Origin of the sequence: Bradyrhizobium sp. Ec3.3 (genome assembly GCF_000472925.1) — a bacterium.
GTDB lineage: Bacteria > Pseudomonadota > Alphaproteobacteria > Rhizobiales > Xanthobacteraceae > Bradyrhizobium.
This window is the reverse complement of sequence record NZ_AXAS01000060.1, coordinates 1-21,142: the sequence shown is the minus strand read 5'-3', so window position 1 is coordinate 21,142 and position 21,142 is coordinate 1. Positions and strand designations below refer to the sequence as shown.

22 protein-coding genes are annotated in these 21,142 nt (G+C 63.4%); 9 read left to right on the top strand and 13 right to left on the bottom strand.

What is annotated here, in order from left to right; all coding sequences use genetic code 11:
• Positions 1-5 precede the first annotated feature (5 nt).
• The 5 genes from YUU_RS0137420 to YUU_RS0137405 form a co-directional block, all read right to left on the bottom strand.
• A complete protein-coding gene (locus YUU_RS0137420; RefSeq protein ID WP_156944727.1) occupies positions 6-446 on the bottom strand; it encodes a hypothetical protein in 441 nt (146 codons plus the stop codon).
• Positions 376-789, bottom strand: coding sequence for a hypothetical protein (locus tag YUU_RS59260; protein ID WP_156944726.1), 414 nt, complete (start codon positions 787-789; stop codon positions 376-378). Before YUU_RS59260 ends, YUU_RS0137420 begins: the two co-directional genes overlap by 71 nt.
• Before the next feature lie 127 nt (positions 790-916).
• Positions 917-3,655 carry a DNA gyrase subunit A gene (gene gyrA / locus YUU_RS0137415; protein WP_027526915.1) on the bottom strand — a complete coding sequence of 913 codons (2,739 nt, stop codon included), beginning with the start codon at positions 3,653-3,655 and terminating at the stop codon, positions 917-919.
• 168 nt (positions 3,656-3,823) lie between these two features.
• Entirely contained in the window at positions 3,824-4,222 is a 399-nt protein-coding gene (locus YUU_RS0137410; RefSeq protein ID WP_027526914.1) for a DUF2306 domain-containing protein, read from the bottom strand.
• 218 nt (positions 4,223-4,440) lie between these two features.
• Positions 4,441-4,932 (bottom strand): single-stranded DNA-binding protein, encoded by a 492-nt coding sequence (locus YUU_RS0137405; protein ID WP_027526913.1) that lies wholly within the window; start codon positions 4,930-4,932, stop codon positions 4,441-4,443.
• A 447-nt stretch (positions 4,933-5,379) separates the two neighbouring features.
• Here YUU_RS0137405 and YUU_RS0137400 point away from each other — a divergent pair, with 447 nt between their 5' ends.
• The 6 genes from YUU_RS0137400 (at position 5,380) to YUU_RS0137375 (ending at position 12,410) form a co-directional block, all read left to right on the top strand.
• Positions 5,380-6,150 (top strand): outer membrane protein, encoded by a 771-nt coding sequence (locus YUU_RS0137400; RefSeq protein ID WP_027526912.1) that lies wholly within the window; start codon positions 5,380-5,382, stop codon positions 6,148-6,150.
• Between the two features lie 240 nt (positions 6,151-6,390).
• The gene (locus YUU_RS0137395) at positions 6,391-7,062 is read left to right on the top strand and encodes an outer membrane protein (RefSeq protein ID WP_027526911.1); all 672 of its coding nucleotides are present in this window, start codon (positions 6,391-6,393) and stop codon (positions 7,060-7,062) included.
• 263 nt (positions 7,063-7,325) lie between these two features.
• Positions 7,326-10,301, top strand: a complete 2,976-nt coding sequence (gene uvrA, locus YUU_RS0137390; protein ID WP_027526910.1) for an excinuclease ABC subunit UvrA — start codon at positions 7,326-7,328, stop codon at positions 10,299-10,301.
• Between the two features lie 9 nt (positions 10,302-10,310).
• On the top strand, positions 10,311-10,742 hold the full coding sequence (locus YUU_RS52995) for a hypothetical protein (RefSeq protein WP_035664444.1): 432 nt from the start codon (positions 10,311-10,313) through the stop codon (positions 10,740-10,742).
• A 75-nt stretch (positions 10,743-10,817) separates the two neighbouring features.
• Positions 10,818-11,474: an HAD-IA family hydrolase gene (locus YUU_RS0137380; RefSeq protein WP_035664438.1), complete on the top strand. Its 657-nt coding sequence runs from the start codon at positions 10,818-10,820 to the stop codon at positions 11,472-11,474.
• A 9-nt stretch (positions 11,475-11,483) separates the two neighbouring features.
• Positions 11,484-12,410 carry a nucleoside hydrolase gene (locus YUU_RS0137375; RefSeq protein ID WP_027526908.1) on the top strand — a complete coding sequence of 309 codons (927 nt, stop codon included), beginning with the start codon at positions 11,484-11,486 and terminating at the stop codon, positions 12,408-12,410.
• 132 nt (positions 12,411-12,542) lie between these two features.
• Here YUU_RS0137375 and YUU_RS0137370 read toward each other — a convergent pair whose 3' ends face one another.
• The 6 genes from YUU_RS0137370 to YUU_RS0137345 all read right to left on the bottom strand — a co-directional run bounded on the left by YUU_RS0137370 (position 12,543) and on the right by YUU_RS0137345 (position 18,156).
• Positions 12,543-13,496 (bottom strand): cytochrome D1 domain-containing protein, encoded by a 954-nt coding sequence (locus YUU_RS0137370; protein ID WP_027526907.1) that lies wholly within the window; start codon positions 13,494-13,496, stop codon positions 12,543-12,545.
• Positions 13,497-13,498: 2 nt separating this feature from the next.
• Positions 13,499-14,050 (bottom strand): SRPBCC family protein, encoded by a 552-nt coding sequence (locus YUU_RS0137365; RefSeq protein ID WP_027526906.1) that lies wholly within the window; start codon positions 14,048-14,050, stop codon positions 13,499-13,501.
• 143 nt (positions 14,051-14,193) lie between these two features.
• Positions 14,194-14,964 carry an AAA family ATPase gene (locus tag YUU_RS0137360; RefSeq protein ID WP_027526905.1) on the bottom strand — a complete coding sequence of 257 codons (771 nt, stop codon included), beginning with the start codon at positions 14,962-14,964 and terminating at the stop codon, positions 14,194-14,196.
• Between the two features lie 111 nt (positions 14,965-15,075).
• Complete coding sequence (locus YUU_RS0137355; RefSeq protein WP_027526904.1) at positions 15,076-15,936, bottom strand: PCC domain-containing protein; 861 nt, start codon at positions 15,934-15,936, stop codon at positions 15,076-15,078.
• A gap of 9 nt (positions 15,937-15,945) precedes the next feature.
• The gene (locus tag YUU_RS0137350; protein WP_027526903.1) at positions 15,946-17,550 is read right to left on the bottom strand and encodes an acyl-CoA synthetase; all 1,605 of its coding nucleotides are present in this window, start codon (positions 17,548-17,550) and stop codon (positions 15,946-15,948) included.
• Between the two features lie 105 nt (positions 17,551-17,655).
• Complete coding sequence (locus tag YUU_RS0137345; RefSeq protein WP_027526902.1) at positions 17,656-18,156, bottom strand: hypothetical protein; 501 nt, start codon at positions 18,154-18,156, stop codon at positions 17,656-17,658.
• A gap of 92 nt (positions 18,157-18,248) precedes the next feature.
• On the opposite strand from YUU_RS0137345, the gene YUU_RS0137340 reads away from it, so the two are divergent.
• The 3 genes from YUU_RS0137340 (at position 18,249) to YUU_RS0137330 (ending at position 19,496) form a co-directional block, all read left to right on the top strand.
• The gene (locus tag YUU_RS0137340; RefSeq protein WP_027526901.1) at positions 18,249-18,602 is read left to right on the top strand and encodes a hypothetical protein; all 354 of its coding nucleotides are present in this window, start codon (positions 18,249-18,251) and stop codon (positions 18,600-18,602) included.
• A 91-nt stretch (positions 18,603-18,693) separates the two neighbouring features.
• Positions 18,694-19,209, top strand: a complete 516-nt coding sequence (locus YUU_RS0137335) for a DUF3828 domain-containing protein (RefSeq protein WP_027526900.1) — start codon at positions 18,694-18,696, stop codon at positions 19,207-19,209.
• 11 nt (positions 19,210-19,220) lie between these two features.
• Positions 19,221-19,496, top strand: a complete 276-nt coding sequence (locus tag YUU_RS0137330; RefSeq protein WP_027526899.1) for a GNAT family N-acetyltransferase — start codon at positions 19,221-19,223, stop codon at positions 19,494-19,496.
• 49 nt (positions 19,497-19,545) lie between these two features.
• On the opposite strand, the gene YUU_RS0137325 is transcribed toward YUU_RS0137330, so the two are convergent.
• Both YUU_RS0137325 and YUU_RS0137320 read right to left on the bottom strand, forming a co-directional pair.
• The gene (locus tag YUU_RS0137325; protein ID WP_027526898.1) at positions 19,546-19,944 is read right to left on the bottom strand and encodes an SPW repeat protein; all 399 of its coding nucleotides are present in this window, start codon (positions 19,942-19,944) and stop codon (positions 19,546-19,548) included.
• A gap of 337 nt (positions 19,945-20,281) precedes the next feature.
• The gene (locus YUU_RS0137320; protein ID WP_027526897.1) at positions 20,282-20,704 is read right to left on the bottom strand and encodes a hypothetical protein; all 423 of its coding nucleotides are present in this window, start codon (positions 20,702-20,704) and stop codon (positions 20,282-20,284) included.
• Between the last annotated feature and the right edge of the window lie 438 nt (positions 20,705-21,142).

The window sequence follows — 21,142 nt, the reverse complement described above, 5'->3', positions numbered from 1 at the left end:
CGCAACTACCTCTGCGTTGCCGGGACCCGCCGGACCGTCCAGCCGTCGTTGAAACGCACCAAGACTGCGTCGCACTTATCGTCCGGACATTTCTGCTCGGTGTCGGCTGGAAATACGCGCAGCGCGACGTGATCCTCGTCGATCCAGCGCTGATGGCGCCATTCGAACAGCGCGTCCTGCGCGTGCTTCCATTGCAGCGCAGGCGCGTCGCCTGCAGTCGAGCCGACGGCGAGGTCATACTCGCCGCCGTGCGCATAATCGTTGTCGATAACGAGAAAATTCGTGCCGTCATCCGAAAGGAATGGCACGCCAGGGAGAAGCAGCTTGGCCCCCGTGCGTGCGCTGACGAGCTCGACGCCGCTACCCTCGTAATACTTAGCCGCGATGGAATAGACGTGGGCTACCGGATGGTAGCCGGCAAACCAGTACTGAACGCAATGCTGCACGTCGTCGGGTCTCACAGGCCTTTGTATCGGTCCGATAGATTTTTGACGTGCCGTTCTCGAGCTGCAGCGTCAGCAAATCGCCCTTCCGGCTCGCGCGCTTTCCGTACTCGCGCAGGCAGACGGGCTCCCGGGCGTCAAGCTTCTGATCGTCGATGTCGGCGCGGCACGTGTCGGCGACGGCGTTGGCAGCCGGCTGCGCAGCCGCCTGCCCGGCCAATGCGGCGCCAAGCAAACCAACGACAAAAAGAATGCAGATGACGCGCACGTTCCCGGCGAGTCCGTAAGTTGCTAGCGGATGACGGATCGATCCCCGGACACTACTCAAAGTGACGAGCGGCGGCAACTCTGCCGCCTTCTGCGCTGAGTTCGTAGCCCGGATGGAGCGAAGCGCAATCCGGGTTCTTCGTGATGTCAGGTGCTGTCCCGGATTTCGCTTCGCTCCATCCGGGCTACGCTCCTACGCACCGTAACTAGTGTCCGTTCCCGTTCTCGCCATTGCCGTTCTCCGCCTCTTCCGTGATGTGCTCGACCGAGACGACGTGCTCGTCCTCGGCGGTGTCGAACACGATCACGCCCTGCGTGGAGCGGCCGGCGATGCGGATGCCTTCGACCGGGCAGCGGATCAGCTGGCCCTTGTCGGTCACAAGCATGATCTGGTCGGCCTCCTCGACCGGGAAGGACGCCACCAGATTGCCGTTGCGGTTGTTGACGCTCATGGCGACGATGCCTTTGCCGCCGCGGCCCGTGGTGCGGTACTCGTAGGACGAGGTCCGCTTGCCATAGCCGTTGACGGAGACGGTCAGCACCACCTGCTCGGCCGCCGACATCTCGACATAGCGATCCTGCGAGAGCTCGCTCGCGCCTGACGTCTCCTCGGTTTCGGCCTCTGCGACCTCATCCGTCGCACCTTCGCCCGCGACCGCGCGGCGCATCTTCAAGTACGCCGAGCGTTCGTCCGAGGTCGTCTCGACGTGGCGCAGGATCGCCAGCGAGATCACCTTGTCGGCCCCCGCCAGCGCAATGCCGCGGACGCCCATCGAGGTGCGCCCGGTGAACACGCGCACGTCGGTGACGGGAAAGCGGATGCACTGGCCGCCGGCGGCGGTCAGCAGCACGTCGTCGCGCTCGGTGCAGATCTGCACGTCGACGATTGATTCATTGTCGTCGAGCTTCATCGCAATGATGCCGGAGCGGCGGACGTCGACGAAGTCGGACAGCTTGTTGCGCCGGACATTGCCGCCGGTGGTGGCGAACATCACATCTAGCTGGCCCCAGGTGGATTCATCCTCGGGCAGCGGCATGATCGTGGTGATGCGCTCGCCCTGCTCGAGCGGCAGGATGTTGATCAGCGCCTTGCCGCGCGCGTTCGGCGCCGCCATCGGCAGACGCCAGACCTTCTCCTTGTAGACCTGGCCGCGCGACGAGAAGAACAGCACCGGCGTGTGCGTGGAGGCCACGAACAGGCGCGAGACAAAATCCTCGTCGCGGGTCTGCATCCCGGCGCGTCCCTTGCCGCCGCGGCGCTGGGCCCGATAGGCCGACAGCGGCACGCGCTTGACGTAACCGGCATGGGAAACCGTGACGACCATGTCCTCGCGCTGGATCAGGTCCTCGTCCTCGACCTCGCCTTCCTGCTCCATGATCACGGTCCGGCGCGGGGTGGCGAACTCCGCCTTCACCTCGGCGAGCTCGGTCTTGACGATGTCGAGGATACGCGCGCGCGAACGCAGGATGTCGAGGTAGTCGCCGATCTCGCCGGCGAGCTTGGACAGCTCGTCGCCGATCTCATCGCGGCCGAGCGCCGTGAGGCGCGCGAGGCGCAATTCCAGGATGGCCCTGGCCTGCTCCAGCGACAGACGGACGGTGCCGTCCGCATTGATGCGGTGGCGGGGATCATCGATCAGCGTGATGATGTCCTCGACGTCACGCGCCGGCCAGTCGCGCGTCATCAGGGTCTCGCGCGCAGCGGCCGGCGTCGGCGAAGTCCGGATCACGCGAATGATCTCGTCGATATTGGCGACCGCAATCGCAAGACCGACCTGCTCATGGGCGCGCTCGCGCGCCTTGCGCAGCTTGTACTTGGTGCGGCGGGTGACGACCTGCTCGCGGAAGCCGACGAAGATCGTCAGCATATCCTTCAGGTTCATCGTCTGCGGACGGCCGGAGTCGAGCGCGACGGCGTTGACGCCGAAGCTCGTCTGCAACGGCGTGAACTTGTAGAGCTGGTTCAGCACCACGTCGGGCACGGCGTCGCGCTTGAGCTCGACGACGACGCGGTAGCCGTCGCGGTCGGACTCGTCGCGCAGATCGGAGATGCCCTCGATCTTCTTCTCTTTGTAGAGCTCGGCGATGCGCTCGACCATCGTCGCCTTGTTCACCTGATACGGAATCTCGGTGATGACGATCGCCTCACGTTCTTTCCGGATCGTCTCGAACTCGACCTTGCCGCGCATCACGATCGAGCCGCGTCCGAGATGGTAGGCGCTGCGGATGCCCTGGCGCCCCAGGATGATGCCGCCGGTCGGGAAATCCGGACCTGGGATAATGTGGTTCAGTTCGTCGATGGTGAGCGAAGGATTGTCGATCAACGCCAGGCAAGCGTCGATCACCTCGCCCAGATTGTGCGGCGGGATGTTGGTGGCCATGCCGACGGCGATGCCGCCGGCGCCGTTGACCAGCAGGTTCGGGAACCGCGCCGGCAGGACCACCGGCTCCTTGGTCGAGCCGTCATAATTGTCCTGAAAGTCGACCGTCTCGCTCTCGATGTCCTCGAGCAGTTTGAGCGCGATCTTGGTCAGGCGCGACTCGGTGTAGCGCATCGCCGCCGGCGGATCGCCGTCGACCGAACCGAAATTGCCCTGCCCGTCCACGAGCAGTTCGCGCATCGAGAAGGGCTGCGCCATACGCACCAGCGCGTCATAGATCGCCTGGTCGCCATGCGGGTGGTATTGGCCCATGACGTCGCCGACGATGCCGGCGGACTTCTTGTGCTTCTTGTCGGGGGTATAGCCCTCCTCGTTCATCGAGAAGAGGATGCGCCGGTGCACCGGCTTCAAGCCATCGCGCGCATCGGGCAGCGCGCGCGCCACGATCACGCTCATGGCGTAATCGAGGTAGGACTTCTTCATCTCGTCGAGGATCGAGATCGGGCGAATATCCGAAGGATGCTCCGGCTTGTCGCCGGGCTTGTCGTTGTCGTCGTCAGCCAAGGGGGAATCCGGTGAGTTCTTGTCCGGGAATCATATAGCGCATCGAGGGTCTGATAACCACCCTGGCAAGGCTCCCGGGAAGCGCTTTTTCCGCTTATTTTTCCAACGACTTACGGCTCCCGCGAAGCCTCCTTTGGAGCGACGGAGCAGGCCGAATGGAACCCTGCCTTAAGAGCCGAAAATCACGTGATGCATGATGCGTCCCGGCAGCAGCGTGAACAACCCTGCGACCACCAGCGCGCCGATGAACATGAAGATCATGATCCGCCGGTGATCGGCGACGCGATGGGTATGCGCCCGCCACACCGCGAGCGGCAGCATCACGAGCGTGAAGATCGAGAGCAGATGAATCGGGCTGAACGGCCCGACCAGCCGGATCCGGTGGATCCAGAACGATGACGCGGCCACGATGGCCATGAGTGCCACCCAGATCCAGCCAACGGTCCGGTGCGGCAGCGTGCCCTTGGGAGCCGCGAACTGGACGACGCCGAGCACGAAGGCAGTCATCGCTGCAAAGGCGTGGAGCGGGATGGCTGGAGCGGCGTCAAGCAGCGGCGCGAGCATCATGGCTGAGGCATCCCGGTGATGGCGCCTCGAGAAGCCGGCGCGGAACGATGTAAATAGCATTAACATGAAGTGAATGCCATTCACATCGCTGGGCTGGGAAATCCTTAATGCGCAACATTAGGCAGGCCTGCAAAAACAAGCCCGATCAGCAAATTGGTAAGAAATGCTGCCCCTTCTCACGAAGGCGGCGAACCATTCCGTTAGAAGGGGGTGTCCACTTAGAACGGAATGTCGTCGTCCATGTCGCTGTTGCGGCCGCCGCCCGCGGCGACTGCGCGGCGCGGTGCGCTGCTCACCGGGCTGCTGGAGCCGAAATCGCCGCCCGGCTCCTCGCCGAAGCTGCCGCCTCCCCCGCCACCACGGCCGTCGAGCATCGTGAGGTTGGAGTTGAAGCCCTGCAACACGACTTCGGTCGAGTATTTCTCGGCGCCGCTCTGGTCGGTCCATTTGCGGGTCTGCAGTGCGCCTTCGACGTAAACCTTCGCGCCCTTCTTCAGGTACTGCTCGGCGACCTTTGCGAGTCCCTCGTTGAAGATCACGACGCGATGCCACTCGGTCTTTTCCTTGCGCTCGCCGGTCGCCTTGTCCCGCCAGGTCTCCGACGTTGCGACGCTCAGATTGGCGATCGGCCGCCCGTCCTGGGTACGGCGGATTTCAGGATCCTTGCCGAGGTTGCCGACCAGAATGACCTTGTTGATGCTTCCCGCCATCGCCGCTCTCCACTACAAACTGCGAAATTGTTCGAAAAAGCCGGAGCCGTGCCAAAACCGCTCGCTGCCGCCTGCTGTGCGACCCTATACGCTGGCGGACGTCGCCGAGCCCGCGGTCCCGCAGGTTATCCCCACATATAGCACCCGGGCCAGCAACGTTCCAGCTTTGTTCTTGCGCAAGCAGTGGCGGTATAAACCAGCAAGTTAAGATTGCACATCTAACAAGTTAATGGAACCGCATGGAACTTTTTCGGGTTCCCGCGGACGGAAATACCGCTTAACATTCATTAAGTTAGGAACCGCTCAGTTCGCTCGCGACTGTTGCTTTTGGGAGACGGACTCTACCGGTGGATCAGGCTAGGTTTGACGCGACATCGATTCATTGGGCGTCGCGCCTTGATTGACCGCTTCGGGGACCAGAGAAGCGGCACAGCCGGAGGGACAGAAATGAAGAAGATTTTGGTTGGGGCCATTGGTGCAGTTGCGTTGAGCCTGTCGGCTCCGGCGAGCGCGGCGGATCTCGCTGCGCGTCCGTACGTAAAGGCTCCGCCCCCGGCAATCGCCGCGGTCTACGACTGGAGTGGCTTCTACATCGGCATCAACGGCGGCGGCGGCTCGGCCCACAAATGCTGGGACTTCGTGGACAGCACCGGCCTTGTGACCGGTGTTCCCGGCAGTCTTGTGGGTGAAGGGTGCCACAATGCGACCGGCGGCACGGTTGGTGGTCAGATCGGGTATCGCTGGCAGACTGGCCAGTGGGTGTTCGGCTTCGAAGGTCAGGGCAACTGGGCCAACTTCAACGGCGATAACACCAGCGCCGTCTTCCTGGCCGACCGCAACCGTTCGCGAATCGACTCCTTCGGCCTGATCACCGGCCAGATCGGCTATGCCTGGAACAACGTGCTGTTCTACGTGAAGGGCGGCGGTGCGGTTGTCGGCGACAAGTATGACATCTTCGACATACCGACCGGCGTGCTGGTGGCTTCGGCTCGCGAAACCCGCTGGGGCGGCACGGTTGGCGCTGGCCTGGAAGTCGGCTTTGCGCCGAACTGGTCGGTGGGCGTCGAGTACGACCACATCTTCCTCGGCAATCGCACCCTCGGCTTCACGACGCCTGGTGGCATCGCGGCCGGGAGCGACCGGATCAGCCAGAACGTCGATATGGGCCTCGTCCGCCTGAACTATCGCTGGGGCGGGCCGATGATCGCGAAGTACTGATCCTTCGCCAAACCTCTTCCTGTCGAAAAGGCCGGCCTCGCGCCGGCCTTTTTTGCTGTCCGGGTACAGCCGGTATGAACAGGTCAGCCATCCTTACACGTTTTCCGCGTGGTGTGGCATCTCGGGCACACAACTTGCGGCTTTACTGGTGTAAGCACGACATCAGTTGGACCAGAACGTCCGATGTCCTTCCGCGCACGGAAGGCAAAAACAGAAACTGGGACTGGGACTAAGTTGAAAATGAAGAAGGTTTTGTTGGCTTCGGCCAGTTTGTTCGCACTCAGCGCGTTCGCTCCGGTCATGGCTGCCGATCTGGCGGCCCGCCCCTACACCAAGGCTCCAGTGGCCCCCGCCGCGGCCTATAACTGGACCGGCTTCTACCTCGGTGGCTTCGGTGGCTACGCTTGGGAAAACACCTCCACTGACCCGAAGATGAAGGGCGGCTTCGCCGGTGGTACGGTCGGCTACAACTGGCAGGCCAGCAACATCGTGCTCGGTCTCGAAGCCGATGGCGGCTGGGCTGACGTGAGCGCGACAGCCGGCACCCCGGGCGTGCTCGCCGTGACGAGCCGGATCAATTCGTTGGGAACTGTGCGCGGTCGCGTCGGCGTGGCGTTCGACCAGGTCCTGCTCTACGGCACCGGCGGCTTCGCCTGGATCAACAACAAGCTGACCGCGGACGTGCTTGGCGTGCTCGCCTCGGACAGCCAGTTCCACACGGGCTGGACACTCGGCGCGGGTGTCGAAGCTTTCTTTGCTCCGCAGTGGTCGGTGAAGGGCGAGTACCTCTATCGTAGCCTCGGCAGCGAGAACTACTTCGCCGGCACCGTCTCGTCCGGCACGCTGAACCTCCACAGCGTGCAGGTCGGCGTGAATTATCACTTCGGTGGCCCGGTCGTCGCGAAGTACTGATCTTCGAGATTGATTCTCGACGGAAAGGCCGGCTTGCGCCGGCCTTTTTGCTTGGGCCAGAGGCGGCAGCTCTGCGAGCTACTGCCATGTCCTGCCAGCACGCCAACAATCCGTTGACGATTCGCAACTCGCACTGGAAATCCGCCGTCGTTCTTCCTACGTTCGCGACTTACCCACAAGGCGTCCATCCCCGGTTCCGGGCGAGGCGCGCCTGAACGCCGGCGCGGCCGCGCGGCGTGGGAATCTCCTTGGGGACCACTGGGATGGACGAAGTGATCAAGGCGAAGCGCCAACAACAGAACGCGGGCTCAAGCCTGCGCGCAATTACGATCCGTGGCGCGCGCGAGCACAACCTCAAGAACATCGACGTCGAGATTCCGCGCGACAAGCTCGTGGTGTTCACCGGCCTCTCCGGCTCCGGAAAATCCTCGCTCGCCTTCGACACCATCTATGCCGAAGGCCAGCGGCGCTATGTCGAGTCGCTGTCGGCCTATGCCCGCCAGTTCCTGGAGATGATGCAGAAGCCGGACGTCGACCAGATCGACGGCCTGTCGCCCGCGATCTCCATCGAGCAGAAGACGACCTCGAAAAACCCGCGCTCGACCGTCGGCACCGTCACCGAGATCTACGACTACATGCGCTTGCTCTGGGCGCGCGTCGGCGTGCCCTATTCGCCCGCGACCGGCTTGCCGATCGAGAGCCAGACCGTCTCGCAGATGGTCGACCGCGTGCTGGCGCTGCCCGAGGGTACCCGCCTGTACCTGCTCGCGCCGGTCGTGCGCGGCCGCAAGGGCGAGTACAGGAAAGAGCTGGCCGAATGGCTCAAGAAGGGCTTTCAGCGCGTCAAGATCGACGGAACTTTCTATGAGCTCGCGGAGGCGCCGAGCCTCGACAAGAAATTCCCGCACGACATCGACGTCGTGGTCGACCGCATCGTGGTGCGCGCCGATATCGGCCAGCGCCTTGCCGAAAGCTTCGAGACTGCGCTGAAGCTCGCCGAGGGCCTTGCCGTCGTCGAGTTCGCCGATGCGCCGGCGGCTGCACCCGTCGAAGAGAAAAAGAAGACCGCCAAGATCCACGACAAGAGCGGGCCAGAGCGCATCCTGTTCTCGGAAAAGTTCGCCTGCCCGGTCTCCGGGTTCACCATCCCCGAGATCGAGCCGCGGCTGTTCTCCTTCAACAATCCCTACGGCGCCTGCCCCGCCTGCGGTGGTCTCGGCGTCGAGCAGCATGTCGATGAGGACCTCGTCATCCCCGACAAGGAGATGACCCTGCGCAAGGGCGCGATCGCGCCGTGGGCCAAATCGTCATCACCCTATTACGTGCAGACGCTGACCGCGCTCGGCAAACACTACAAATTCACGCTCGACACCAAGTGGAAGGATCTCGCGAAGAAGACGAAAGACGCGATCCTCTACGGCTCCGGCGAAGACGAGATCAAGTTCTCCTACGAGGACGGCGTTCGCTCCTACGACACCAAGAAACCGTTCGAGGGCGTCATCACCAACATCAACCGCCGCTATCGCGAGACCGAGAGCGAGTGGGCGCGCGAGGAGCTCGCAAAGTATTTCCACGACGTCCCCTGCGAGGCCTGCAAGGGCTTTCGGCTGAAGCCGGAGGCGCTCTGCGTCAAGGTTGGCGGCAAGCACATCGGAGAAATCTCGGAACTGTCGGTCAAGCGCGCCGGCGAATGGTTCGAGACCGTGCCGGAGGCGCTGAACAAGCAGCAGAACGAAATCGCCGGACGCATCCTGAAGGAGATCCGCGAGCGCCTCACCTTCCTGCTCGACGTCGGCCTCAACTATCTCACTTTGTCTCGCTCCTCCGGCACGCTGTCCGGCGGCGAGAGCCAGCGCATCCGCCTCGCCTCGCAGATCGGCTCGGGGCTGACTGGCGTGCTCTACGTGCTGGACGAGCCCTCGATCGGCCTGCACCAGCGCGACAATGCGCGCCTGCTCGACACGCTGAAGCGCCTGCGCGACCTCGGCAATACGGTGGTCGTGGTCGAACATGACGAGGACGCCATTCGTCTCGCCGACTACGTCCTCGACATCGGCCCCGGCGCCGGCATGCATGGCGGCCACATCGTCGCCGAAGGCACGCCCGCCGAGATCATGCGCAACCCGAAATCGCTCACCGGAAAATATCTCACCGGCGAGCTCGAGGTCGAGGTGCCGGAGCGACGCCCACCGAACCATCGCCGCACCATCAAGGTGGTCAACGCGCGGGGCAATAATCTCAAGAACGTCACGGCGGAGATTCCGCTCGGCCTGTTCACCTGCGTCACCGGCGTCTCCGGCGGCGGCAAGTCGACGCTGCTGATCGACACGCTCTATCGCGCCATCGCCCGCAAGCTAAACAATGCGAGCGAAGGGGCCGCGCCCCACGACCGCATCGAGGGCCTCGAGCACATCGACAAGATCATCGACATCGACCAGTCGCCGATCGGCCGCACCCCGCGCTCGAACCCGGCGACCTATACCGGCGCCTTCACGCCGATCCGCGAATGGTTCGCCGGCCTTCCCGAAGCGAAGGCGCGCGGCTACGAGCCCGGCCGCTTCTCCTTCAACGTCAAGGGCGGCCGCTGCGAGGCCTGCCAGGGCGACGGCGTCATCAAGATCGAGATGCACTTCCTGCCCGACGTCTACGTCACCTGCGACGTCTGCAAGGGCAAGCGCTACAACCGCGAGACGCTGGAGGTCCTGTTCAAGGGCAAGAGCATCGCCGACGTGCTCGACATGACCGTCGAGGAAGCCGCCGAGTTCTTCAAGGCGGTGCCACGCGTCCGCGAAACCTTCAACACGCTGCACCGCGTCGGCCTCGACTACATCCATGTCGGCCAGCAGGCCACCACGCTGTCCGGCGGCGAAGCCCAGCGCGTCAAGCTCGCGAAGGAGCTGTCCAAGCGCGCGACGGGGCGCACGCTCTACATCCTGGACGAGCCCACGACGGGTCTGCACTTCCATGACGTCAAGAAGCTGCTGGAGGTGCTGCACGAGCTGGTCGCGCAGGGCAACACGGTCGTCGTCATCGAGCACAATCTCGAGGTCATCAAGACCGCAGACTGGGTCATCGACCTCGGCCCTGAAGGCGGCGACGGCGGCGGCGAAATCGTCGCCTGGGGCCCGCCGGAGGACATCGTCAAGGCGCCGCGCAGCTATACGGGCAAATTTCTGGAGCCGGTGCTGAAGAAGGCGGGCAAGCCGAAGCGCAGGAGCACGAGCGAAGCGGCGGAGTAGGCTTGAGCCATGTTGGCTGGCATCAGCATCGAACGTACGGGCTCGAAGGATACCGGCATCTGTGATTGCTGTGGTCGTACCAGTCGCACCGTTTGGGGACTCGCGTCCAACGAAACGCAAGGCCTAGCCGCGTACTACGTGCACTGGACTCTTGGTCACATTTCAGATCAAGGCGCCAACATCGATCTCATCGTTGGGAATTGGGGAAAAGGCACCACCGCAGCGGACCGTTGTGCGGTCGCTCTGGCCTATCGCCTATTGGATACTGGTCCAGCTATGATGGTCATCGATGCTGGACCACGATCCTTCTCCCGCAGCCCTCTCATCGGCAAGGTGTTCGCGCGCGACGAAGTGGTAGGTACCCCCTTTGCCCAACAGATATTCAGCATCGCCGATGCAGTACTTGCGCAAGACGACCGTATTGCCGAACTACTTGGATGATAAAAGATTGAGGCACCGGGTCGCAAAACGTAGGGCGAAGTTGACAGGGCTAGCCGACTGACCGCTCTACCAGACATGCCCTACTCCCTCGCCATCTTCGATCTCGACGGCACGCTGGCCGACAGTTTTCCGTGGTTTCTGCGCACCATCAACGACGTTGCCGATAGCTTCGGCTTTCGCCGCGTGGCAGATGAGGATGTCGAGGGGCTGCGGCATGCCTCGACGCGCGAGATTTTGAGGCGGCTCGAGGTGCCCTTGTGGAAGCTGCCGGCGATCGCACGGCATGCGCGGCGGTTGAAGGCGGAGGCAGCGGCGGAAATTTCCCTGTTCGCCGGCGTCGAGGCCATGCTGCAGACGCTGGCCGCAAGACGCGTGCAGCTCGCGCTGGTGACCTCGGACAGCGAAGCCAATGCGCGCGAGAAGTTAGGTGCGGCAGCTAACCTGTTCGCGCATTTCGACTGCGCCGCTTCGGTGTTCGGCAAGCCCGCGAAATTCCGCCGGGTCATCCGCCGCGCCGACGTCGAGCCGGCACAGGTCATTGCCATCGGCGATGAGGTGCGTGACATCGAGGCGGCCCGTAGCGTTGGCATTGCGTGCGGCGCCGTCTGCTGGGGCTACGCCGCGCCGGCGGCGTTGCGAGCGCTGGCGCCCGATCACACGTTCGAACAGATGGACGAAATAGCGGATGCGTTGTGCCGGGCTCGCTCTCCTGATCCCGCCAACGCAACTTAGGAGGCGCTGATGGCAATCACGGAAGCTGCCCGCTTAATGCTTTTGGCGCCGCCCGTCGGCAGGGTGCGCGTCGTGCTCGACACCGATACCTACAACGAGATCGACGATCAGTTCGCGCTCGTCCAGATGCTGCTCTCGAAGGAGCGCTTCGACGTGGAGGCGATCTACGCCGCCCCGTTCTTCAACAAGCGCGCAGACAGCCCTAGCCACGGCATGGAGCTGAGCTATCAGGAAATCCTGCGCCTGCTGGAGCGTCTGAACGTTTCGCCTGACGGTCTGGTTCATCGCGGCGTCACCGACTATGTCGGCGCCCAGAAGCAAGCCCGCGAAGCGCCCGCTGTCGACGACATGATCGCGCGAGCGCGGGCCGGATCGCCTGACAAGCCGCTCTACATCGTTGCCATCAGCGCCATCAGCAACGTTGCCTCAGCGCTTCTCAAGGCGCCCGATATCAGGGATCGCGTCGTGGTGGTGTGGCTTGGCGGCCATGCGCTGGAATGGCCGCACACGATCGAGTTCAATCTCAAGCAGGATGTCGGTGGCGCCCAGGTGCTGTTCGACAGCGGCGTGCCCCTGGTGCTCGTGCCGTGCAAGGGGGTGACCTCGCATCTTCACTCGACCGTGCCGGAGATCGAGCGCCATGTCGAACCTCACGGCAGCATCGGCGCGTTCCTGGCGATGCGGTTCAAGGAGTATTCGTCCGATCATCTCGGCTGGTCGAAAGAGATCTGGGACATGGCGCCGGTCGGCTGGCTCCTGAACCCGGATTGGGCGCCGAGCGTGATCATCCCGGCGCCTGTCGTGACGGAGCAGATGACCTGGAGCATCGATCGCAGGCGACATGCTATCAGGTATGTGACCTTCGTGGACCGAAATCCGATTCTGCGGGACTTCTTTTTGAAGTTGAAGGCGTTCGCCGAAGCGAAGACTTCGTAGGGTGGGTTAGCCCTGCGGCTGCGCGAAGCGCAGTCCGCCAGGCGTAACCCACCACTTCTCTCGACGCGCGGTGAGTAAAGAGGTGGGGTTACGCTTCGCTAACCCACCCTACGCACCGCCACGCACTGCCCCTTACTCCGTCCGCCTGAGAAACGCCCCGAACGCGCGCGGGCCATCGCCAACCTTGACCTCATCAGTCACTTTCAGCTCGATCGCATCGATGACGCTCACCGAGTTGCTTTCCCAATTCGCCACGATGATGCGCCGCCCATCCGCCGTGGCCGCGATCCCCTCCGGATAGTCGCCGACAGTGATGCGCTTGACCGGCTTCAGCGTCGCAAGGTCGAACACGCTGACGGTGCCGCCATATTGGTCGGTGACGAAACCGCGGCCCTGCGCCAGGGCCACCGCGTACGGCCGCATGCCCACCGGCACGCGGCCGATCTCGCGCGCCTCTGCAATATCGATCACGGAGACATCGTTCGATCCGACATTGGCGGTGAAGGCGCGCCTGCCCTCTGCATCGATGGTGATGCCGAACGGGCGCGTGCCGACCTTGATGGTGGCCCTCCGCTCGCGAGTAGCTGTGTCTACGACCGAGACGCTGTCGGCGTCGCGATCGGCCGATAGCAACAGTCGACCGTCAGGTGTCATTGCCAGCCCGGAGGGCGAGGCACCGACCACAATGCTTGCGACTACGCTTTGTGTCCGCGGATCGATCACCCGCACGGCCGCCGCGTACCAGTCGGCGACATAGACGGTCCCCCCATCCGGCGCCACGGCGACGCCGAGCGGACCGCCGCCGACGTCAATCCGGCCGACGACCTTCCGGGCAGCAGCGTCGACCACCGTGAGCGCCTTGGCGTCGGGACTCGTCACATAGGCAAAGCGCCCATCCGCCGTGACGGCAACGCCCGCCGGCTTGCCGCCGATCGCAATCGTTGCGACCGGCCGCAGCTTTGCGAGATCCACGACCGTCAGATTGTCGCTGAGCTGGTTGGTGACGAACGCCTCCTCGGCAGAGGCTTCCTCGACCGGGACCAGGCCGATGCTGGCGGCCAGCGCCGCCAGGACCATCACGCGCACGCTCAGCTTCCGCTCTCGATCTTCTTCTTCAGTGCCTCGAGGCCGCCCTTGTAGAGCCCGCTCACCGCCTTCACCGCCGCCTCGTCGCTGAGCTCCGGTGGCGGGTCATTGTTGGGAAAGCCGCGATAGAATGCGCCGGCCCATTCCAGCTTCGTCTTGCCTTCCGGAGCCGGCGACACCGACAACGTCGAGGAATAGTTGGTGACCGGCAGCACCTTCACGTCGACGGTCGTGATCCGGTACGAATAGCTCATCATGTCGGGCTCGTATTTGTAGAGCTCCTCGTCGATGGTGGCGCCGGTCCCAAGCGTCAGTCGCCGCGTGGCGCCGATCTCGTTGCCCTTCTCGCCCTCGGTCTTGCTGACGCCCGCGAGCCAGCTCATGTCCTGGAAATTGCCGATCAACGCCCAGACCTTGGCCTGCGGCGCGTTGATCTCGATGGATTCCCGCACCTTCTGCCGGGTCGGCCCGTGCGCCCAGGCGGCCGTCAAGGCCGTCGTCCCCACCGCCAGCGCCGCAAACACGGCCAGCGCCGTCCTCTTCGTCACCCTCATGTCGTATCCTCAAATGTGTTGTTGGTCTCTGCGCGACTGCCGCGCGCTGCGGACATGGTAACGTAGTTTTGGACGGGATCGAGGCCCTTCGTGGCGATTTCGATGGTCTAACGGCGTCGCGTTCTCCCCATGTCCCGTACCCGCTACTCGTCCTGGAGCGCCGCGTCGATGAATCCGGCCGGATCGTCGCAAAACTCGTGCAGCACCTTGAAATGGTCGGTCTCCCACAACGTCGCAGGCTCCAATCCGGCTTTGGTCAGCCGCAACAGCGCCGCATTGGGATAAGCCATCAACATCGGCGCGTGTGTGGCCATGATGACCTGGCAGATGCGGGAGTCCTCCATGCGCCGCAGCAGCTTCAAAAATTCGATCTGCCGTGCCGGCGAGAGCGCGGATTCCGGCTCGTCGAAGATGAAGATACCCTGGCGCTGACAGCGCTCCTCGAAGAAGCGCAGGAAGCCTTCGCCATGGGAGTGGGAGAGGAAGTCAGGGCCAACTTCGCCCACATCACGCGCAGCCTGATCGAGATATCTCGCAACTGTGAAAAAACTCTCGGCACGAAAGAACCAACCGTTGGTGATCTTGGGCAGCCAGCTGGCGCGCAACGCCTTCGACAGTTGGCCGCCCATCTTCTCCAGCGCCTGGGAGTGATCAACCGGCATATAACCCTTGCCGCCGCCGGCGTCGTCGTAACCGGCAAGCGCCGCGACGCCCTCCAGGATCGTGGATTTGCCGGTGCCGTTCTCGCCGACAATGATGGTGATGGGGGCTTCAAAACTGAGCTCGAAGTCATTGGCGAAGATGGGAAGGCAAAACGGATAGGCTTCCCGATTGGATATCTTCGACGGCTCAAGCCAGACTCGTTTCAAATAAGGCGCGGGCAAATTGATCGTGCGATTGCCTCTTCTGCCCATATCCATCCCCAGCCAGTAGTTGCTGCCAAATCGGCCATCGCCAGGAACATAACAAGAACAATCGCCACATGGAAGTGGTATCTGTGGCCAGCTACAAACTCCGATTGCTCCCTAATTCAGCACCTCCAGCACCAGCTCCATCGTCATTAGCACGGGATTGTCGCCGCGGATCAGCCGGCCCTCGGCGAGGCCGCCGGCGTAGTCGACGAGGGCGACGTCGAGCGCGGCCTGCAGTGCGCCGGAGCCGCCGGGGGCGATCGTGCCGGCCGTTATCGCCAGTTCGGTGGCAAAGGGCTCGGTCACGCCGCCATGGGTGAAGCGCGCGCCTATGGTCGAGCCGACGCCGCCGTGGATCCTCGCACGCGCGATGCCGTGCTCACGGCAGAAGCCTTCGAGCGCCCCCGCAAAGTCCTGGTTCGGCCGCAGCCGCAGCGCGAAGGCGCGGCTTGTGGCGTGAGCGCCGCTAGGCTCAGCGGCCACCGGTCCGAACAGCTTGAAGTTGGTTTCGCCGTCAGGCTCCGCCGTGAACATCGCTCCGTCGATGCCGAACGCCGCAACCTCGAACGGCTCCGCGACGACAGTCTCCTCGGGAAGCATGTGGCCGCCGCTGGCGCGACCGTCCGCCTCGGTCCAAAGCCCGTGGCAATGAAAGAACGGCGCACCGTCGCGCCTGCCGAGCGTCAGGCTGCCCAGCTTCACCCGCGTCACGCCCTGGGGTCGAAAGGTGTCACTGTAGAACGCGGCGTTCTCGCCCGTCTTCGACAGCGCCGGCATCACGTAAGCGAACGGGCCGAGCGCGCCGTGACCGAAGTTGAGCACGCCGCCGGCAAAGCCCTCCGCCGCGAAGCCGCGGCGTGCGGCTTCAAGCAACGGCATGCCGGCCTCGAGCCTGAACGCGAAGGCCCGTCCCCTCGCCTCCACCCATTGGATACGCTCGGCGACCGGTGCGCCCGGCTGCTTGATGCTCCGCATGATCAGCGCTCAGCCCGCCTGCTTGTTGTCGAGATCGAGCAGGCCGCGAGCCTCGAGCTCGTCGCGCACCATCCGCTTGGGGATCTTGCCATAGCCCGACTTCGGCAGGGCCTCCCAGAAGAAGAAGCGCTTCGGCATCTTGTAGCGCGGCACCTTGGGGCCGAGGAACGCCGCCATCTCGGTCTCGCTCACGGGTTTTGCACCTTCGCGCGCAACGCAGACGGCAACGCCGACCTCGCCCCAGGTCGGATCGGGCACGCCGAGCACGGCGACCTCGCCGACCGCGGGATGGGTCAAAATCTTCTCCTCGATCTCGCGCGGATAGATGTTGGAGCCGCCGGAGATGTACATGTCGGAGGCACGTCCTGTGATGTACACGAATCCCTCCTCGTCCATGTGGCCGAGATCGCCGGTTCGGAACCAGCCGTTGCGAAACGCCTTCGCGTTGGCCTCGGGGTTATCGTAGTAGCCGGCGAACACTGCAGGCCCGATGACGCAGATCTCCCCGCTCTGGTTCGACTTCAGCTCATGGCCCTCGTCGTCCTGGATCGATACCTGCATGCCCGTGCGCTCGAAACCGCAGGTGCCGATCTTGGCATGCGAACCGTCGTCGACATCGTGCAGCGCCGCCGGCAGCACGGTGATGTTGCCGGTGACCTCGCCGAGGCCAAAATACTGCACGATGACCTTGCCGAGCTTGTTCAGCGCGGTCTTCTGATCCTCGCGATACATCGGCGCGCCGGCATAGATCACCTGGCGCAGCGAGGAATGGTCGAAATTGTCGACCGCGGGATGCTCGACCATCATCTTCAGGATCGTCGGCACGGTGAAGAGATTGCTGACGCGATGCGCCTCGATCAGACGGAACGCCTCGCCGATGTCGAACTTTTCCGTCGGCAGCAGCACGGTGCGAGCGCCGCGCGCCGTCTGCATCAACTGATGCACGCCGGCGCCATGCGACAGCGGCGCGACCACGAGCGATGCATCCGCTTCCGTGGTGCCCGGCGTCAGATCGGCAAGGTGATTGGTGACCACAAAACCCATCTGGCCATGCGTGAGCACGGCCGCCTTGGAACGGCCGGTGGTGCCGGAGGTGAAGAAGAACCAGCAGGGATCGTCATGCTCGACGGCGACGTTCTCGATCCTAGCACCCGCATACTTGTTGATCGCCTCCGCAACGGTGGTCTCACCAAACGCGCCGTCACCAATGCGCCAGGTGAACTCCAATGCGCTACCACCAACGGCTGCGGCATGCTCGGGAAAATCGCCGTGGCACAAGAACCCTCTCGCACCGGAGGCCTGCGCGAGATAGGCGACCTCGTCCGGCATCAGGCGGAAGTTCGTGGGCACCCAGATCGCGCCAAGCCGGAATGCGGCGAACATCGAGAAGAACATCTCGTCGCCATTCTTGGAATGGACGAGGATGCGGTCACCTTTGGTGATGCCGCGCACGGCAAGCGCAGCGGCGAGCGCGGACACATGCGCGTCGATCTCGCGCCAGGTCCAGGATCTATCGCCCCACACGAAACCCGGCCGCGCCCCGTGCCGCCGCGCATTCTGGGTCAGCATGTAAGCGAGGTTCATGACGCGGTGCGACATCCGCAATGGCTGCATGGGGCTTCCTCTTCGCTGGTGGACGGCGCGCAGGCGGACCGCTCTTCGCGGCCCATTTATCGCCATCATCAGCAGCGCCGCAAGGCCGCCCGCCGCAGAGCCCCATTACGGCATCTTGAACGCGAAAGGCGTCATGGAGATCGCCTTCTCCTTGAAGCAGGACGGTGAGCCGTGCCCGCCGCAATAGCCGCCGTGCAATTCGAAGCGCATGGTGCGCGCCGCGCCCCGCTTCATCGGCGTCGGCTCGATCTCGTAGTTCCGGACATAGCCGTCGAATACGCGGCGCAAATTACCGTTTGGCAGCGTCACCAGAACGTTCATGACGCAGCCGCCGCTGCCGCAATAGGCGGCCTCGCTGCCATCGCATTTGGTGTCGCGGAAATCGACGACGTAGTCGTCGCGGCCATCGCCGGTGAGATCGATCTCGCGCACCGTATCGGGCGCAAAGCTCACCGCGCCGCCGCCCTGGCTTTGGCATTCCTGATGAGCGTAGTGCAGCGCCTTCTGCACCTCGCTGGGGTAATCGGCCGGATTGAACGGTTTTGCATCCTCGGCGCGGGCAAGGCCGCCGGCGAAGAGAACGCCTATCAGGATCAAGAGTCTCATTCGCTTTGGTCGTCGCGGTCGCTTCGATCGTTCAGGGAATCTTAAACATGATCGGCAACCTTGACCTGTCTCCGCGTACAGAGTTCCTGACCATGTCCAAAGCGCCCGCCTTTCTCCTGTTGTCGCTGACGCTCGCCGGATGTGCCGCGGCCCCGCAAGCGCGGCTCGCCTCCGATCCCGCCTTCGCCCCGGCGCGCTATGCCTGGGACGGTGCTGGTGAGGATCCCAATCAGCCCAAGCCAGCGCACACATCGCGGACTGCCACCCGAACTGGCCAGGACAAGTCGGTCGCGGCACTCCAGCCTTACTCGAAGGAGTGGTGGCAGGCCCAGGACGGTATCGAGGCCGAACAGGAGTCGCAGGTCAAGCGATCGATCGTCATCTGCAAGGGCTGCCTGCGGCCGCAACCTGCGGAGGATTCGCGTCTCGCCAAGGCCGCCGATTGAACCAATCCGCCGCCACAAGACCCTACTGAGATACACCGCCGGCCGGACATTCGGTCTATAAGCGCGGGTAGAACCGATCTCAGGACATCCCATGCTCACCCGCCGCACGTTCGTCGCCGCCTCGCTTCTCGCCACCGTCAACGCGGCCGCCGCGCAGGCCCCCTCAGCCAACGATCCCGTCGCGATCCTGACCGCGATCTACGCCCGCGCCGCCAAGGGTAAGGGCGATGGCGGCGGCGCCTTCATCATCGAGACCAAGGCCGCCAAGGCAAAGTATCTGTCGAAATCGCTGGTCGCGCTGTGGGCCAAGGCCGACGCGCACACGCCGAAGGGCGACGTCGGACCGGTCGATTTCGATCCCGTGACCAATTCGCAGGAACCCGACGTCAAATCGTTCAAGGTCGACACGGAGAAGCTCGAGACCGACAAGGCCACGGTCGCGGCGACCATCGCCGGTTACCGCAACGACCGCAAACCCGCCGACCAGGTCGTGCGTTATGAGTTCGTGCGCGAGGCCAATAGCTGGAAGATCGACGACATCAAGAGCTCATCCGACGGGCAAGCCTGGTCGATCCGCAAGATGCTGACGGACTCGCTGAAGAGCTGACGGGAGACGACATGAGCGACGTCATCGACAACAAGGCCCATCACCGCTTCGAGCTCGAGGTGGAAGGCCATCTCGCCACCGAGCGTTACAGGCTCGACGGCAACGTCATCACCTTCGAGCATACGGAGGTGCCGAAAGAGCTCGGCGGCAAGGGCGTCGGCTCAAAGCTCGTGCAAGGCGCGCTCGACCAGGTCCGCGCCGCAGGATTGAGGCTGATCCCGCAATGTCCCTTCGTAAAGGCCTGGATCGACAAGCATCCAGACTACGCGGATCTCGTGAAAAGTTAAGCGAGCGCAGGCCCGCCGATCGCACGACGGGCCGTGCGAACACCCATGCCTATTGCCCGTGCTTGAGCATGTCCTGGTCGCTCAACTCCCAATCCTGCCAGAGCTGGAGAATGCCGAGCAGCACCACCAGCGCGCCGAGGCTGGTGTGGTAGACGCGCAGAAAGCCCTCGCCGGAATAGCCGAGGACATAGGGCGAGACGATCAGCCAAAGCCCGACAAGGATCGTCGCCACCTCCTGCCAGCGCTGCAACGCAACATACTCGAGCTGGCTGAGGCCAAACACGACCAGGCCAACTGCGACCGTGTTCAGGATCACCGCTTGGTGTCCGACGATCGTCTCATGATCCTGAACGGGAAACCACGGCGACGCAACGATCAGCGCGCCGAGCAGCATCCCGCACCAGTCTTCCCATGTTCGATGAGTATTCAGAAAACCAAAGTCCGACATCGTAACCTCCTACACAAGAGGCATACGTCGGCGGCTGGCGATCACGACACTCCGAATGTTTAGCGACCCTGCCGGCCGCATTCGGGCGTATGTCCTGGGAGAACACGTGGGAACCGGCTGCGCGGTTGCAAGGGCGACACCGTGGTTTTTTCCAGCGAAGCGGTGCGACGCAAACGACAACCTGCGGGGTTGATCCAACCAAGGCGCGTGCTTGTCAGGGCGCGCACAAGGTCCGCTGTGCCCCTGATAGCGGCGCAAGAGCGGACCTCACTAGTGGTCCGAGTTGGGCCCAGGAGCCGACATCGCTCCAATCAAGCGGCGATACTTGTCAGGCTCCTTAGCGGCCGTAGGGGAAGCAGCGGTTGCGATCGAGTGTGAGACCGAAATGCGCTCCCAGTGCAGCGATGGCCGCGTCCTGCTGAGGATAAGGATCGGCATTGGATGCGGCAACGATGATGATCCGGAACCCGCCGCGATCCTTGCCACCCGGTGGCAGCATCGCTGTAGTTAGTGCATTGCCCTCCCTGTCGCGCAGCGTGAGGAAAAGCGGCATCTCTCGCTGTACATGGGCCTCGAGGCCGATGTCGCGCTCGATCGCGTTGGGCCGCTCGGGACGCCAGGACTGGACTGCCTTCTCCCGCTCGCGGCGGAAATATCTCTCAACTGTGTGGCCCATCAGGCGCGACTCATGCATCGCCTCACCTTCCGTCTCAATACGGAACCAGGTCTTTCCCTTCGGCGCGTCGCAAACATACTGCATTTCGCCCGTCCTGCGATCGCGGCAATTCTAGGGCGGCGGGCCTGCAAAGCCAATATGAGACTAGCTCCCATGTATAGCGCTGCACGATCAGAGGGGCTAAGAGTTCTTGATTGGACGTTGAAGTTCTAGTGAGCCCAAACAATACTAGGTCGACCGGAATAATCCTGTTCAGGAGCGTCCCGATGCATGACGTAAGGGAAAAGCAACGCGAAGCCCGCCGGAAGATCATTCGCCAATGGGCGAAGCTTCCGAAGGATAAACGGCAGTCTANGGAGGGGATTTCTGAATTCGCCAGGACCGCCGCTCAGCAGAACGAGAACGCATTCGTCCGCAGTCATCGCGATCCGTATCAGAAGATCATGGGATGGCTATTGCCGCGTGCTCATCTCTGAACGACTGAGTCCTCTGCACATCCTTCGAAGGCGACACCGGGTTCTT

Coding starts and splice junctions, on each gene's coding strand:
- YUU_RS0137410 (WP_027526914.1), bottom strand. CDS start 4,222: ATGATGCTCGCGCCGCTGCTTGACGCCGCTCCAGCCATCCCGCTCCAC.
- YUU_RS0137405 (WP_027526913.1), bottom strand. CDS start 4,932: ATGGCGGGAAGCATCAACAAGGTCATTCTGGTCGGCAACCTCGGCAAG.
- YUU_RS0137400 (WP_027526912.1), top strand. CDS start 5,380: ATGAAGAAGATTTTGGTTGGGGCCATTGGTGCAGTTGCGTTGAGCCTG.
- YUU_RS0137395 (WP_027526911.1), top strand. CDS start 6,391: ATGAAGAAGGTTTTGTTGGCTTCGGCCAGTTTGTTCGCACTCAGCGCG.
- uvrA (WP_027526910.1), top strand. CDS start 7,326: ATGGACGAAGTGATCAAGGCGAAGCGCCAACAACAGAACGCGGGCTCA.
- YUU_RS52995 (WP_035664444.1), top strand. CDS start 10,311: ATGTTGGCTGGCATCAGCATCGAACGTACGGGCTCGAAGGATACCGGC.
- YUU_RS0137380 (WP_035664438.1), top strand. CDS start 10,818: ATGCCCTACTCCCTCGCCATCTTCGATCTCGACGGCACGCTGGCCGAC.
- YUU_RS0137375 (WP_027526908.1), top strand. CDS start 11,484: ATGGCAATCACGGAAGCTGCCCGCTTAATGCTTTTGGCGCCGCCCGTC.
- YUU_RS0137365 (WP_027526906.1), bottom strand. CDS start 14,050: ATGAGGGTGACGAAGAGGACGGCGCTGGCCGTGTTTGCGGCGCTGGCG.
- YUU_RS0137360 (WP_027526905.1), bottom strand. CDS start 14,964: ATGGGCAGAAGAGGCAATCGCACGATCAATTTGCCCGCGCCTTATTTG.
- YUU_RS0137355 (WP_027526904.1), bottom strand. CDS start 15,936: ATGCGGAGCATCAAGCAGCCGGGCGCACCGGTCGCCGAGCGTATCCAA.
- YUU_RS0137350 (WP_027526903.1), bottom strand. CDS start 17,550: ATGCAGCCATTGCGGATGTCGCACCGCGTCATGAACCTCGCTTACATG.
- YUU_RS0137345 (WP_027526902.1), bottom strand. CDS start 18,156: ATGAGACTCTTGATCCTGATAGGCGTTCTCTTCGCCGGCGGCCTTGCC.
- YUU_RS0137340 (WP_027526901.1), top strand. CDS start 18,249: ATGTCCAAAGCGCCCGCCTTTCTCCTGTTGTCGCTGACGCTCGCCGGA.
- YUU_RS0137335 (WP_027526900.1), top strand. CDS start 18,694: ATGCTCACCCGCCGCACGTTCGTCGCCGCCTCGCTTCTCGCCACCGTC.
- YUU_RS0137330 (WP_027526899.1), top strand. CDS start 19,221: ATGAGCGACGTCATCGACAACAAGGCCCATCACCGCTTCGAGCTCGAG.
- YUU_RS0137325 (WP_027526898.1), bottom strand. CDS start 19,944: ATGTCGGACTTTGGTTTTCTGAATACTCATCGAACATGGGAAGACTGG.
- YUU_RS0137320 (WP_027526897.1), bottom strand. CDS start 20,704: ATGCAGTATGTTTGCGACGCGCCGAAGGGAAAGACCTGGTTCCGTATT.